Here is a 13,331-nt window from a genome sequence, read left to right as displayed (position 1 = left end):
GCGGGCCTGCCTCGGTCCCGCGTGGCCGGGGTCGCCGAGATCACCTGAGATTTGGGCCGGCAAGGCGGGTCTGGGCGCGAAAATTGCCGAGACCCGCCCGCACGGACCAGACTTCTGGTCCAACGTCGACGTCGAACTCGATATAACAGGAGATCCGCCAACGGCGGCGGGTTACCGTGCCGGTGGACCAGACCGCTGCCACGGCCCCTGCCGTCCGGGAAGGATCTTCCGTGTCCGAACAGACCGACCGCGCCGACCGGCTTTCCTTACCCAATGCCAGTCGCGGCTGGCGCGATGACACACGTACCAGCCGGCGCGGCACCGGTCGGACCAGCCGGGGCCGCCAGACCCATGACCAGCTGCTCGACGCGGCTCGGGTCGTGTTCGAGCGCGACGGGTTCCTGCGCGCCCGCGTGGCCGACATCTGCGACGAGGCCGGCACGTCCCACGGCTCGTTCTACACGTACTTCGTGTCCAAGGAAGAGATCTTCCGGAAGGTCGTCGACTCGGTCGAGGTCGACCTGCTCACCGTCGACCCGGCCCCCACCGACGCCGACCCGGTCGAGCGCATCCGGGCCGCCAACGAGCACTACCTGCGGTCCTACGCCGCCAACGCGGGGATCATGCGGGTCATCCACCAGGTCGCCACCATCGACGCCGAGGTCTGGCGAATCCGGACCCAGCGCCAGAACGCCTTCGCGCAGACCATCGAGCGGCGCATCCGGGCCCTGCAGCAGGACGGCGTCGCCGATCCCGCGGTCCAGCCGGAGTACGCGGCCCAGGCGCTCGGCGGCATGGTCGCCCACTTCGCCGAGCTGCTGTTCAACTCACGCGACCCGGTCGGCCTGGACGTCCAGACGGCCACCGACGAGCTCACCCGGCTGTGGGCGAACGCTCTCGGCATCCCAGCCCGCGTCGAAACCGCCTGAGGCGGAGCGGCCGGAACGGGTGCGGAGCGCCCCAGACCTTCCAGATCGCCGACCTCCCAGATCGCCGACCTGCCAGATCGACTCCGTCAATGTCAGGCCTTGGCCTGGCTGGAGCGGACGCCGGCCTCGACGGCGTCGCCGAGGTTCTTGTCGACGTTGCGCCAGTACTCGAACGCCCGGACCAGGACCGGCTCACTGACGCCCTTGAGCAGGTGCCCGACGATGTTGCCCACGAGCCGTTCGCGGGCCGCGTCGTCCAGCACCTCGCGCACGAGCGTGCCGGGCTGGCCGAAGTCGTCGTCGTCGCGGCGCAGCGTGTAGGCCGTCCGCATCATCTCGCCGTCGGCCTGCCACAGGCCGCCGTCGTCGGTCAGCGCCGGGTCGGCCTTCGGGCCGCCGTACGAGTTCGGCGCGTACACCGGGCCGGTGACGTTGCGCATCCGCATCGCCCCGTCCTTCGAGTAGCTGTACACCGGGGCCTTCGGCGCGTTCACCGGGATCTGCTTGTAGTTGACGCCGAGCCGGGCCCGGTGCGCGTCCGCGTAGCTGAACCCGCGGGCCAGCAGCATCTTGTCCGGTGACAGGCCGGTGCCCGCCACCAGGTTGTTCGGCTCGAAGGCCGCCTGCTCGATCTCGGTGTGGTAGTCCTCGACGTTGCGGTTCAGCGTCATCCGGCCGACCTCGTACAGCGGGTAGTCGCCGTGCGGCCAGACCTTGGTCAGATCGAACGGGTTGAACCGGTACGTCTTCGCCTCGTCGAACGGCATGATCTGCATCTTCAGCGTCCAGCTCGGGAAGTTCCCGCCCTCGATCGCCAGGTACAGGTCGCGCTGGTGGAAGTCGCCGTCCTCGCCGGCCAGCCGGTCGGCGTCCTGCTGGGTCAGGAAGTCCACGCCCTGGTCGGTCTTGAAGTGGTACTTCACCCAGAACCGCTCGCCGAGGGCGTTGATCCACATGTAGGTGTGGCTGGAGTAGCCGTTCATGTGCCGCCAGCTGCGCGGGATACCGCGGTCGCCCATCAGCCAGGTGACCTGGTGCGCCGACTCCGGTGAGAGCGTCCAGAAGTCCCACTGCATGTCGTTGTCGCGCAGGTTGTTGTCGGGGCGGCGCTTCTGCGAGCGGATGAAGTGCTGAAACTTCATCGGGTCGCGGACGAAGAAGACCGGCGTGTTGTTGCAGACGAGGTCCAGGTTGCCCGCGGGCGTGTAGAACTTCAGCGCGAACCCGCGCGGGTCACGCCAGGTGTCGGGGCTCCCGCGCTCGCCGGCGACCGTGGAGAAGCGGGCCAGCATCTCGACCCGGGCGCCCGGCTGGAACACGGCGGCCCTGGTGTAGCGGCTGACGTCCTGGGTCACCTCGAAGGTCCCGAACGCCCCGCCGCCCTTCGCGTGCGGCTGGCGCTCCGGGATGCGCTCCCGGTTGAAGTTCGCCATCTGTTCGAGCAGGTAGTGGTCCTGGAGCAGCAGCGGACCGTCCGGGCCGACGGACAGCGAGTGCTCGTCGCTGGCAACCGGCACACCGGCGTCGGTCGTCGTCGGGCGACGCTCCTTTGCGGTCGTCACGGGCCACACTCCTCACGTTTGTCCGCCTGTACCTGCGCGGGGCTTACCGTCCGCCCGGAGGTTGGTCACGCACCGCATGTGTTGATCGGCGGTTGGTTACACCCCTTGGGTCGGCTACCCGTGCTCCGGCCAGGCAAACGCCACCAGGGCCAGGCCAGGGGACAAGCGTCCGCAGGAGTCCGCAGCCCGGTCAGGACCCGGCGCCACCGCCGAGCAGCGGCTGGCCGGTCTCCAGCAGGGTCTTCAGGCCGCTGAGCACGAACATCCAGCCCGCTCCGGACACACTCTCGGCCGTCTTCGGCGCGCCTTCGAGCCGGTCGTGCGTGACGGTCAGCAGGCAGCAGCCGCCGTCGCGCGGCTCGATCTCCCAGATCACCCGGCTCGGCTGCTCCATCGCCAGCTCCGCGTCGTACAGCGAGCTCCACTGGTGGGCCAGCCGCCGCGGCGGGTCCCACTCGAACACCGGGCCATCGCCCCACTTCGCCCCATCCGGACCGTAGGACGCGTGCCAGGTGGGCGTGTTCTCGATGCGGGCGCCGTGGAAGTAGCGGACGGTCTGGTCCGGGTCGGTGATCGCGGCCCAGATCCGCTCCGGGGTGGCCTTGATGAACACCTGGTAGATCTGGGTCGCCTTCGCCGTGGTCCGCGCGGCGACCGCGCACGGCTGGCCCGCCGTCTTCGCCAACCTCAAGACGCTGCTGGAGACCGGCGACGTGCTCCCCCGCGCTCCCTGGGAGACGCCGGCCCCGAGCCGATGACCGGCCTGGCGGCGAGCTGACCAGGGGCGTCAGCCGAGATCGGTGTGCGGGACGTAACGCTCGAGGTCGAACAGGCCGGGCCGGCTGACCATCAGGGTGTCCTGGTCCTCGATCCGGTAGCCGGCCTCGACCAGGGCACGCGCGACCGGCTGCGCGCCGAACGCGGCCACGCTCACGGTCAGCCGGTCCGCGGCGGCCAGGCGCGCCGCGGCGAGCACGATCTGGGTGCACGCCGCGGCGTCGTCGCCCCCGGCCGGGCCGACATGGCAGATGACGCCCTCGACACGGGTGAACACGTAGCCACCCGGGCCGGCCCAGACCGCGACGCCGGGCAGGCCGGCGTACCAGGCCAGGTGCCGGGCCCGTTCGCCGCCGCTGGCCGCGGCGTCCAGCCCGGCGACCTCCTCGCTCGACGCGGCCCTGAGCTCGGCGCCAACGCCGAGCCGTGCCGCCGGTCCACCGCGCAGGTACCAGAGTGGCTGCCCGGGCACCAGCCCGTACCGCAGGTACAGCGCCTGCGCCCGCCGGTCCGAGGACGCGAAGGTCACGACGTCCGCCCCGGCGGGCGGCAGGACCGCGTCGAGCAACCGGCGGCCATGGCCGCCGGACTGCGCCCGCGCCGCGATGAACAGATCACCGAGGTGGGTGAGCGTCCCACGGGTCAACGTGCCGGCGAAGCCCTCGACGACGCCGTCGCCCGCCACGGCGACCATCAGCCGCCCGGCGGCGCGCTCCAGATCGAGGAAGTCGGGTGCGCCGTCCGGCCAGCCGGCGCGGATCTCGTGCTCGTCCGCGATGGCCCGGACCTCCGCCAGGTCACCCGGCGCCGCGTCCCGCACGATCGGTTCACCCATCCGCCGATCTGACCACGTCCCCTCGCCTGGGGCGACGGGTTTCCCCGGAGCACCCAGCGGCCAGCGGCCGGGCCGTAGATCGCTGCATCGGTCCGCGCATGGTCGTGCTCAGGAGGCGTTCGTGACCACCCGCGGGCGCTATCGACGATCACGGCACCTAGGGTGGCGCGCGACGGGGCAGGCAAGATCCACCAAAGGCCTCTAGGTCAGGGCCGGGTCGTCGGGGTCGGCGCCGCTGCGGCTCTGCGGTCGGTCGACGATCGCCGCCATCTCGGCGTCGGTGAGGGTGAAGCCGAAGATGTCGAGGTTCGCCCGCTGCCGGGTGGGCGTCGCGGACTTCGGGATCGGGACCACGCCGCGCTGCAGGTGCCAGCGCAGCACGACCTGCGCGGGCGTCACGCCGTGGCGGGCGGCGAGCTCGGCGAGCGGCGGCTCGGTCAGCAGGGCGGTCTTGCGGGCCAGCGGCTGCCAGGCCTGCGTGACGATGCCGTGCGCCTCGTCATAGGCACGCACCGCTTCCTGGGCGAAGTACGGGTGCATCTCGACCTGGTTGACGGCCGGGGCGACGCCCGTCTCCGCGATCAGGCGGTCGATGTGGGCCGGGTTGAAGTTCGAGACGCCGACCGACCGGACCAGCCCGTCGTCGCGCAGGCGCAGCAGTGCCCGCCAGGACTCGACATACCGGTCGAGGCGCGGCAGCGGCCAGTGGATCAGGTAGAGATCTACGTACTCCAGGCCGAGCCGCTTGCGGGACTCGTCGAACGCGCGCAGCGCCGGCTCGTAGCCGTGGTCGACGCCCATCAGCTTCGTGGTCACCAGGATCTCGTCGCGGGGCACGTCGCTCGTGGCGATGCCCTGCCCGACGCCGGCCTCGTTGTAGTACGACGCGGCGGTGTCGATCAGCCGGTAGCCCGCCGCGAGCCCGGCCCGGACGGCCTCGGCCGCCGCCGCGTCATCGGTCCGGTAGGTCCCCAGCCCGAGCACGGGCAGCGGGTGGCCGTCGTTCATCGGCCTGGTCGGCACGGTCGCCATACCTGCGACCCTCCCACACGCCCGCGCCTCCGCTCAGGGCACGCCCGCACCGGCCGCCGGCCTTGCGCGGCCCAGTGTGGTTGGCGGGTCGACGCAGGGGTAGTTACTGCCGCCAACGGCTCCCGGACCTCGGGGATGCCGCACTACGGGAGGTGCCCGCGAACATGCCCGGCAGGCAGGACATGCCGTCGACCGTCGCGCGGTCGTCGCGCAAGGCCCAGGACACCTGGGTGAAGACCCACGACTCGGCCATCAAGCAGTACGGCGCGGGCCGCCGCGCGAGCCAGACCGCGTACGCCGCGCTCAAGCACTCGTTCGAGAAGGTCGGTGATCACTGGGAGGTCAAGGCGGGGGGCGCGAAGGGCCCGTCCGACGCCCAGGCGGCGACTCCGCGCACCGTTCAGCGAACCAGCCACGGCGGGGTCGACACCCAGGCGACCAAGGCCCACCTGCTCGAGATCGCCCGACGCCTCGACATACGCGGCCGGTCGTCGATGACCAAGGCCCAGCTGGTGACCGCCATCGAGAAGGCCAACACGGCCGCGACCTCGAAGGCCCGCCGCCACTGACCGACCCCCGGCGCACCCGCCGCCCGCCCCTCGCCCCATGGGAAGAGCGCTCCGGTCCTGCGATGTGGTCACAGCGGTGTGGTCACCGATCGAGGCGAACCGCGGTCACGACGTATGAGCCGACCGCGGCGCCGAGGCCAGGCTGCGCTCGATATGCCCAGGTTCAGCGCCCAGCGCGGCCCCGGCCGGGCTGGGCTCCCCGGCCGGTCGGGCCGGGTCGGCTGGTCAGGCGTGGGCGTGCTCGGCCAGGCCGTGGTAGCCCGACCGGTAGAACAGCAGCGGGCGGGCTGTCTCGTGGGTCGCGTGACCGAGCCCGAGGACGTGCGCGGTGACGATCACATGGTCGCCGCCGTCGTACTCGGCCGCGATCCGGCACTCCAGATGCGCCAGCGTTCCGTCGATGACCGGATGGCCCGTGAGCTCGCCCTGCTCCCACCGGACGCCCGACCACTTGTCGGTACCGCTGCGGGCCATCGCGGCGCTCACGTCCCGCTGCTCGGCGGACAGCACGTTGACGACGAAGTCGCCGGTGCGCCGGATCACCGCGAAGGACTTCGACCTCCGGGCCACCGAGAACGCGACCATCGGCGGGTCGAGCGACAGGCTGAAGAAGGACTGACAGGTGAGTCCCACCGGCTGCCCCTCGCTCGTGGAGCTGATGACGGTCAGGCCGGAGGCGAAGTGGCTCAGGACGGCGGTGAACAGGGAGGGGTCGGTGACCGGTCCGGTCGCGTGGCTGACAGTCATGGTCTCTCCTGTCGGGGTAGGCGGCGTTGGAAGTCGGAAGGCAGCCCCACAGGCGCGCGGGCGTCAGCTGGCGGGCGTCCAGCCGAGTGCGGGCGCGACGGTCCGGGCCAGGTCGGTCAGCAGCCGGACGTTCTCCGCCAGGCCGAACGCCGGCGGCAGGAACAGCACCAGCTCGTCCGCGGCGGCGAGGCCCTGGTCGGCCAGGACCGCCGCGGCGACGGTGTCGGGGGCACCGTGGTAGACGGGGCTCATCAGGAAGCCCTTGGGCAGGTCGGCCGAGAAGGTGGGTGCCAAAGCGCCCTTCGGCCGGGACGCGGCCGGCCCCTGGGTGCGCCGTTCCAGGTCGTAGGCCGCGTAGGTCGCGCGCAGCTCGGCGGTCGTCCCCGGTAGCACCGACGCCGCGACCGCGACCGGCGGCGGCGGGGTGCCGTGCGCGGTGGTCCAGGCGGCGCGGTACTCCCCGATCAGCCTGGCCTGGTACTCGGGGAAGGACTCCTCGGTCACCTCGTGCAGGATCGTGCCGGTGATGAGGCGCAGCCCCTGGCGGGCGGCGTTCACCGCGGAGGCGATGTGGCCCGAGCCGTACCAGATCCGGTCGCGCAGGCCCGGGCTGTGCGGGGTGACCTTCAGGGCCGTGCCGGCCGGCGGCCCCGCGGGGCCGCGCTGTCCGGTGACGGTGTGGATGGTCTCGCCCGCGACGCCGGCGAGGAACCGGGCCAGCCGCCGCTGGCCCTCGGTCCGGGCATCCGTCGCGACGGCGCCGAAGACCTCGTCCCAGCTGTCGGTGCCGCTGGAGAACGCCAGCTGCAGCCGGCCGCAGGTCAGCAGGTCGGCGGTGCCGGCGGCCTCGGCCAGCAGGATCGGGTCCTGGTAGCGCATCGGGATGACCGCGCTGCCCAGGGTGATGGTCGTGGTGTGCTGGCCGGCGGCGGCGAAGAACGGCAGCGGCGAGGACAGGTAGTTGTCGAAGTGCCGCTGGTAGGCCCAGCCGGACTGGTAGCCGAGCGCCTCGGCGGCCACGAACAGCTCGATGCCCTCGCGCAGGCCGCGGGCCGCCTCGCCGGTCGGGAACGAGACCCGGGTGTTGAACCCGAGCCGCTTCGTGGGCCGCCGGGCCGAGCCCTCGGCATGCTCGGCATGCTCGGCGTTGGCGAGCGTGGTCATCTGTGCTTCCTCCGGTCGTGTGCGGGCCCGGGATTCGCCCGGGCGCCGGCGAGCTGGGCCGCCGGGCGCCGGGCCCCCGGATGTGGACGGCCGTCAGGAGCCAGCGGTTGCCGGCAACGTGTCCTCCCGCGCCCGGGCCGCGGTGCGTTGCCCGGGGATGGCATCGATGAGCTCCCTGGTGTGCGGGCTGCGCGGGCTGGTGAACACCTCGGCGACCGGCCCCTCCTCGACGACCCGCCCCTGGCTCATCACCGACACCGTGTGGGAGATCTCCGCGACGACGGCCAGGTCATGGGAGACGAACAGGTAGGACAGTCCGAGCTCGGTCTGCAGCTCGCTGAGCAGCCGCAGGATCTGCTCCTGCACCAAGACGTCGAGCGCGCTCACCGGCTCGTCGAGCATCAACAGATCCGGGCTGGGCGCCAGGGCTCTGGCGATCGCGACCCGCTGACGCTGGCCGCCGGACAGCTCTGCGGGCAGCCGGTCGAGATAGGACGCCGGCAGCGCGACCTGGTCGAGCAGCTCCCTCGCGCGGGCGTGCCGGCTGCGCCGGTCGCCGATCTTCATCGCCACCAGCGGCTCGGTGATCGACTGCTTGACGGTGAACCGGGGGTCGAGCGCGGCGAACGGGTTCTGCTGCACCAGCTGCGCCCGCCGCCGCAGCGGCCGCTGCCTGCCCCAGGACAGGCCGCCGATCTCAATGCCGTCCAGCACGACCGAACCGCTGGTCGGCTTCTCCAGGCCGAGCGCGACCCGTAGCGTCGTGGTCTTGCCGCAGCCGGACTCTCCGACCAGGGCGTGCGTCTGGCCACGCGGCACCCGGATGGATACGCCGTCCAGCGCGTTGAAGCCACGCTGGCCCCGGCGCGCGTCGTTCGTGGGGAAGGTCTTGCGGATCTCGGTCAGGGTCAGGATGGGCTCGGGGAGCGGCTGGCCGCGCACGTCGAAGCGAGGCACGACCACGCCGCCGTGGGCGAGACCGGGCGCGGCCGCGATGAGCGCGCGGGTGTACGCCTCCCGGGGCCGGACGAGGATCGTCCGCGGGTCGCCCTGCTCGACGATCCGCCCGCCGCGCATGACGATCACCCGGTCGGCCCGGTCCGCCGCGACGGCCAGGTCGTGGGTGATGAGAAGCAGCGCGATGCCCTGCTCCCGGACCAGGCCGGTGAGATGGTCGAGGATCTTCTGCTCGACCGTGACGTCCAGCGCGCTGGTCGGCTCATCGGCGATGATCAGCTTCGGCCGGCCGGCCAGCGCGATCGCGATCAGGACTCGCTGGCGCAGCCCGCCGGACAGCTCGTGCGGGTACTGCCTGGCGCGCAGCTCGGGTTCGGGGACACCCGCCTGCTCGAGGAACTCCAGCACCTCGGCGGCCACCGCCGGGCCACGGACCCCGCGCAGCTTCACCGCCTCGGCGATCTGCGCGCCGATCCGGGTGGTCGGGTTGAGGCCGACCATCGGGTCCTGAGGGACGAGCCCGACCGCGGATCCGCGCAGCCGCCGCAGGATGCTCTCGCCGGCCCCCGCGGTCTCGACGCCGTCGACGACGGCCGAGCCGGCGGTGATCCGTCCGTTCGCCGGAAGCAGCCCGATGACGGCGTTCGCGGTGGTGGTCTTGCCGGAGCCGGACTCGCCGACGACGGCGACGATCTCGCCGGAGCGGACCGTCAGGTCCAGCCCGACGACGGCGGGGTGCGCCGTGCGATGGCGGACGTAGCCGACGTCCAGACCGCGGATCTCGACCAGTGCCGGGGACGACAGCTCGGCCGCCGGCATGGTCTCGGGAAGGGTCGTCGTCACCGTTCCAGCTCCTGCATCGTCTTCGAGATGTGGTTGAGAGACAGCACGACCAGGGCCACGAACAGACCGGGCAGCAGGCTGATCCAGGAGGCGGTGAGCAGGTAGTTGCGCCCGTTCGCGATCAGCGTCCCCCACTCGGCGGCCGGCGGTTTGGCGCCGAACCCGAGGAAGCTCAGCGACGCGATCGCGATGATCGCGACGCCGCCGTCCAGGACGGCGAGCACCGCGACCGGGCCCCAGGAGTTCGGCAGGATGTGCCGCAGCAGCACCCGGCTCCACGAAGCGCCGCCCGCGCGGGCAGCCTCCACGTAGGGCAGCGTCCTGACCCGCAGTACCTCGGCCCGGGTGGTGCGGGCGAACCCCGGAACGATCGCGACGCCGACCGCGAACGCCACGGGAAGGGTCCCGTACCCGATGGCCGTGACGATCGACAGGGCGAGCAGCAGGTTGGGGATCGCCAGCAGCACGTCGACGACCCGCATCAGCAGCGCGTCGACGAACCCGCCGGCGAAGCCCGCGACGACGCCGATCGTGAGGCCGGCGACGCCCGCGATGCCCAGCGCTAGCAGGGTGGCCTTGATGGTCAGCGCCGAGCCGTGCAGCACCCGGCTGAACAGGTCCCGTCCGTAGGTGTCCGTGCCGAACAGGTGGTGAATGCTCGGAGCCTGGACGACGGCGTCCGTGTGGACGTCGTTCGGCCCAAACGAGGTGAAAAGACCTGGCGCGAACGCGGACACCACGACGAACAGCACGTAGAGCAGCGCCAGGAGGAACATCGGCTTGCGGGCGAGCTGCGCGAGGGCCGCCCCCCGCAGCGCGTCCCGCCGCCCGCCCGGCTCCCGCGCCGCCCTGGAGACGGCGGTGGCCGGCCCGGTCACGCTGACCGAGTTCACGGCCGCGTCGGCCGACACCGCGTGGGCGGCCGCTGCTGGGCTCGGCGCCGGCGCCGCCGATCCGTCTCCGCCGGCCGGCGCCGCGCCGGCCGGGGCTGACGCGGCGCCGGCCGGCGGCTGGTCAGCTGCCTGGCCGGGGGCCAGAAGGGCGTGATCGGTCACAGGCTCCCCACCTCCACGGGTGCGCTGGGTGCCGTTACCTTCCGGCCGCCCGCGGGCGAGATCCGCGGGTCGAGCAGCGGGTAGAGAAGGTCCACGGCGAGGTTGATGAACACGAACATGGCCGCGGTGACGGTCACCACCGCGAGGACCACGGGCACGTCCTGGGACAGCACCGACTCCTGAGCCAGCCGGCCGACGCCCTCCCGGGTGAAGACCGACTCGACGACGATCGAGCTGGTGACCGTGAGGCCGGCGAAGACGCCGAGGACGGTCACGGCCGGCAGCGCCGCGTTGCGGAACGCGTGCCGCACGTGGACGGCGGACCGCGACAGGCCCTTGGCGCGGGCGGTGACGATGTAGGGCTGGCTCAGCGTCTCCTCGAAACTCTTGATGAGAACCTGCGCGAACACCGACGAGACCAGCACCGCGATGGTGACGACCGGCATCACCTCGGAGCCGATGCCCTGAGTTCCGTTCGCTGGGAACCAGCCGAGCTGGAACGAGAAGAGGTCGATGAGCAGCAACGCCACGAAGAACTGCGGGAAAGACGCGCCGAGTGCCGGCAGCCGGGTCAGGAAGATCCGCAGCGGGTTCCAGCGCACGAAGGTCGCCACAAGGGCCAACGCGGTCCCGACGACCAGCGCCAGGATCGCCGCGAGCAGCGAGAGCAGCAGGGTCTGGCCAGCCCGCTGCCCGAGCAGGTGGGTGACCGGGACGCCCTGGGCGATCGAGGTACCGAAGTCGCCGCGCACCGCGCCGGACAGGTGGTGCCAGTACTGCGTCCAGATCGACTCGTCGAGGCCGAACCGGTGTTTCTCGACGGCCAGCTGGGCGGGAGTGAGGCTGTCCTCCTCGATGCCCGCGGCGCCGAGCTGCAGCTGCATCGGATCGCTGGGCAGCAGGTACAGGATCGCGAAGGTGAGGGTGAACGCGGCCCAGAGCACGACGATCGCCTGGAGCACGCGTCCCACGACGTATCGGGTCATGGGCCTGGCTTTCTCACGGGAGTGTGGTTACCGGTGGGTGGTCGCGGGCCTCGTCGCCCAGGGGGCCGCCGCCCGCCCCGGACACGGGACGGGCGGCGGCGAGCGGGCTCCTGCTGGGGTTAGGCCCCGGTGTCCTTCCAGACGTCGTTGAGCCGCAGGAAGCTTTCCGACGTGAAGGCGAAGCCGTGGACGTGGCCGGAGACGCCGGCCTCCTGCACCCGCTCGAACAGCGGGAACGTGACGCCCTGGTCGATCAGGTAGTCCTGCAGCTCGCCGTAGGCCTTCGCGACCTGGCTCTCATCGGTGGTCTGCAGCGCCTGGGCGAAGAGCTCCCTGATGTGCGCGGTCACCTCGGGCGGTGCCGAGTTGGCCGCCAGGGCCTTCGAGTTCGCGACGTCCGGGTTGAGGATGTACTGCAGCGCGCCGGGGGCCGCCCGGGTGAAGTAGTTCGCCGTCAGGTCGTAGGCCCCGGTCCTGGTGTAGGTCGTCTGCTCGGCCGGGGTCAGCGTCCGCAGCTTCAGGTCGATGCCGACCTTCTTCAGCTGGGCCTGCAGCAGCTCCGGCCCCGCGGAGAACTGGGTCACCGGGTAGTCCAGGGCCAGGACCTTGCCGTCCTTGTGGCGGTAGCCGTCGGACCCGAGCACCCAGCCGTCCGCGTCGAGAATCTTCGCGGCGCCGGCCGGGTCGTAGGCCAGCTTCGCGGACTCGGACTTGAAATAGGGCGTCGTGGAGTCGAAGACGCCCTGCACGACCGGGTGGTCCGGTCCGTACACGGTCGCCGCGTACGTCTTGAGGTCCACCGACTTCAGCAGCGCCTTGCGGACCTGCAGGTCGCTCAGCACGTGGCCGTCGGCCGTGTTGGCGAACTGGGTGTAGGAGACGCCGGGCAGCGAGCGCTTCTCGAGGGTGTCACCGGAGGAGGTGATGAGCTTCGCGTCCTGGACCGTGAACGGGTTGCGCGGCCAGGCGACGTCGATCGCGCCCGAGACCAGGTTGCCGGTGCGGACGCTGTCCTCGGCGACGTAGTTGAAGGTCACCTTGTCCAGGTAGGCGCTGCCCTGGTTCTTGACCAGGCTCGACGCCCAGTTGTACGGGGTCGGCCGCTTGGTCAGCACGGTCTCGACCTTGGGCGTGTAGTGGTCGAGCACGAACTGCCCGGATCCGATCACGCCCTGGCCCAGGCAGCGCTGGGTCGGGGTCTCGGTGTACTCGGCCGGGTCGGTGATGGCCAGGTTCGTCGTCGAGGTGGCCTGCAGGAAGGACGAGTTCGGCTGCGAAAGCGTCAGCTTGACCGTCAGCGGGTCCAGGACCGACGCGCCGGTGAGGCCCTGGATGTAGGAGGAGCCGTACGCGGCGCCGCTGCTCGCCCTGGCCGTCGCGATCCAGCCGGCCGCGTCGTCGGCGACGGCCTGGGCGTCGAGCTTCCTGCCGTTGGAGAACGTGATGCCATCACGCAGGTGGAACGTGTAGTTCAGCCCGTCGGAGCTGATCTCCCAGCTCTTGGCGAGCCAGGGAACGATCTTGCCGGTCGCCGGTTCCTGGTCGGTCAGCGAGTCGGCGAAGTTGCGGATGATCGTGCGGTGCTCGATCCAGTAGACCTGGAAGGGGTCGATGCAGGACAGGGCCGGGTTGTCCGGGAAGAACGAGACCTTCAGCGTGCCGCCGGCCTTGGGTGCGCCCGTGGCCGCCGACGAGGCTGCCGGGGAGTTCCCGCCGCCGCAGGCGGCCAGGGCGAGCAGCCCGGCACTGGCCGCGGCCGCGACGAAGGTGTGGCGCCAGGCCCGGGAACCCGGGGCGAGGCGTCTGAGGATGGACATACGGGTGCCCTTTCAGGACGAGAGATCGAACAGAGGTGGCCGGACGTCCAAGGCGGGG

At 71.7% G+C, this 13,331-nt stretch carries 12 protein-coding genes; 2 read left to right on the top strand and 10 right to left on the bottom strand.

Features of this window, described 5'->3' with window-relative positions; translation table 11 throughout:
• The first annotated feature begins 230 nt into the window (after positions 1-230).
• Entirely contained in the window at positions 231-929 is a 699-nt protein-coding gene (locus tag FRADC12_RS22550; protein WP_045878135.1) for a TetR/AcrR family transcriptional regulator, read from the top strand.
• A 92-nt stretch (positions 930-1,021) separates the two neighbouring features.
• Here the strand turns inward: FRADC12_RS22550 and FRADC12_RS22545 are convergent, their stop codons facing one another.
• The 4 genes from FRADC12_RS22545 to FRADC12_RS22530 all read right to left on the bottom strand — a co-directional run bounded on the left by FRADC12_RS22545 (position 1,022) and on the right by FRADC12_RS22530 (position 5,135).
• Positions 1,022-2,491, bottom strand: a complete 1,470-nt coding sequence (locus FRADC12_RS22545) for a catalase (protein ID WP_045878134.1) — start codon at positions 2,489-2,491, stop codon at positions 1,022-1,024.
• A 190-nt stretch (positions 2,492-2,681) separates the two neighbouring features.
• A complete protein-coding gene (locus tag FRADC12_RS22540; RefSeq protein WP_045878133.1) occupies positions 2,682-3,176 on the bottom strand; it encodes an SRPBCC domain-containing protein in 495 nt (164 codons plus the stop codon).
• A 102-nt stretch (positions 3,177-3,278) separates the two neighbouring features.
• Complete coding sequence (locus tag FRADC12_RS22535) at positions 3,279-4,103, bottom strand: GNAT family N-acetyltransferase (protein ID WP_045878132.1); 825 nt, start codon at positions 4,101-4,103, stop codon at positions 3,279-3,281.
• A 201-nt stretch (positions 4,104-4,304) separates the two neighbouring features.
• The gene (locus FRADC12_RS22530; RefSeq protein ID WP_045878131.1) at positions 4,305-5,135 is read right to left on the bottom strand and encodes an aldo/keto reductase; all 831 of its coding nucleotides are present in this window, start codon (positions 5,133-5,135) and stop codon (positions 4,305-4,307) included.
• A 164-nt stretch (positions 5,136-5,299) separates the two neighbouring features.
• On the opposite strand from FRADC12_RS22530, the gene FRADC12_RS22525 reads away from it, so the two are divergent.
• A complete protein-coding gene (locus FRADC12_RS22525; RefSeq protein ID WP_045880050.1) occupies positions 5,300-5,704 on the top strand; it encodes a ChaB family protein in 405 nt (134 codons plus the stop codon).
• Between the two features lie 225 nt (positions 5,705-5,929).
• On the opposite strand, the gene FRADC12_RS22520 is transcribed toward FRADC12_RS22525, so the two are convergent.
• The 6 genes from FRADC12_RS22520 to FRADC12_RS22495 form a co-directional block, all read right to left on the bottom strand.
• Positions 5,930-6,451, bottom strand: coding sequence for a flavin reductase family protein (locus FRADC12_RS22520; RefSeq protein WP_045878130.1), 522 nt, complete (start codon positions 6,449-6,451; stop codon positions 5,930-5,932).
• Between the two features lie 63 nt (positions 6,452-6,514).
• On the bottom strand, positions 6,515-7,615 hold the full coding sequence (locus tag FRADC12_RS22515; RefSeq protein WP_045878129.1) for an LLM class flavin-dependent oxidoreductase: 1,101 nt from the start codon (positions 7,613-7,615) through the stop codon (positions 6,515-6,517).
• A gap of 93 nt (positions 7,616-7,708) precedes the next feature.
• Positions 7,709-9,415, bottom strand: a complete 1,707-nt coding sequence (locus FRADC12_RS22510) for an ABC transporter ATP-binding protein (RefSeq protein ID WP_052711093.1) — start codon at positions 9,413-9,415, stop codon at positions 7,709-7,711.
• On the bottom strand, positions 9,412-10,470 hold the full coding sequence (locus tag FRADC12_RS22505) for an ABC transporter permease (RefSeq protein WP_045878128.1): 1,059 nt from the start codon (positions 10,468-10,470) through the stop codon (positions 9,412-9,414). Before FRADC12_RS22505 ends, FRADC12_RS22510 begins: the two co-directional genes overlap by 4 nt.
• Positions 10,467-11,456 (bottom strand): ABC transporter permease, encoded by a 990-nt coding sequence (locus FRADC12_RS22500; RefSeq protein WP_045878127.1) that lies wholly within the window; start codon positions 11,454-11,456, stop codon positions 10,467-10,469. Before FRADC12_RS22500 ends, FRADC12_RS22505 begins: the two co-directional genes overlap by 4 nt.
• 119 nt (positions 11,457-11,575) lie before the next feature.
• Entirely contained in the window at positions 11,576-13,273 is a 1,698-nt protein-coding gene (locus FRADC12_RS22495; RefSeq protein WP_045878126.1) for an ABC transporter substrate-binding protein, read from the bottom strand.
• Positions 13,274-13,331 lie beyond the last annotated feature (58 nt).

It is taken from the genome of Pseudofrankia sp. DC12, assembly GCF_000966285.1.
Lineage (GTDB): Bacteria > Actinomycetota > Actinomycetes > Frankiales > Frankiaceae > Pseudofrankia.
This window is presented reverse-complemented; position numbering and strand designations above follow the sequence as displayed.

Bases quoted from the DNA above. Each gene is read 5' to 3' on its own strand.
- FRADC12_RS22500 (WP_045878127.1), bottom strand. From the start codon at position 11,456: ATGACCCGATACGTCGTGGGACGCGTGCTCCAGGCGATCGTCGTGCTC.
- FRADC12_RS22520 (WP_045878130.1), bottom strand. From the start codon at position 6,451: ATGACTGTCAGCCACGCGACCGGACCGGTCACCGACCCCTCCCTGTTC.
- FRADC12_RS22495 (WP_045878126.1), bottom strand. From the start codon at position 13,273: ATGTCCATCCTCAGACGCCTCGCCCCGGGTTCCCGGGCCTGGCGCCAC.
- FRADC12_RS22515 (WP_045878129.1), bottom strand. From the start codon at position 7,615: ATGACCACGCTCGCCAACGCCGAGCATGCCGAGCATGCCGAGGGCTCG.
- FRADC12_RS22530 (WP_045878131.1), bottom strand. From the start codon at position 5,135: ATGGCGACCGTGCCGACCAGGCCGATGAACGACGGCCACCCGCTGCCC.
- FRADC12_RS22535 (WP_045878132.1), bottom strand. From the start codon at position 4,103: ATGGGTGAACCGATCGTGCGGGACGCGGCGCCGGGTGACCTGGCGGAG.
- FRADC12_RS22525 (WP_045880050.1), top strand. From the start codon at position 5,300: ATGCCCGGCAGGCAGGACATGCCGTCGACCGTCGCGCGGTCGTCGCGC.